Here is a 232-nt window from a genome sequence, read left to right as displayed (position 1 = left end):
CGGGGCGATCTTCTTCGAGATCATCCAGCGCAAGGGCTACGCGGGCTTCGGCATCGGCTACTTAAAGGCGCTGTTCGAGTCTATCGAGCGCGACCAGATGCGCCGCGGCGTGCTCTGACGCATCATTTCAGGCCGCCATCGAACCAGGTCCGCCACGATGAGCCATTCCGACGATACGCGAGGGTACCAGACCTGCTTCGGTAACGAGTTCGCCACCGAAGCCGTGTAAGGC

Annotated in this window: 1 pseudogene; it reads left to right on the top strand. The window is 61.6% G+C overall.

From position 1 onward, the window contains the following. Positions 1 to 118, top strand: a pseudogene (locus tag ACPYOD_RS19200) (4-hydroxyphenylpyruvate dioxygenase); the annotation flags it as partial. Between the last annotated feature and the right edge of the window lie 114 nt (positions 119 to 232).

The organism is Luteibacter sp. HAY1-4A, from assembly GCF_056755355.1.
Note: the sequence above shows the minus strand (reverse complement) of the source record. Positions and strands in the feature narration are given on the sequence as shown.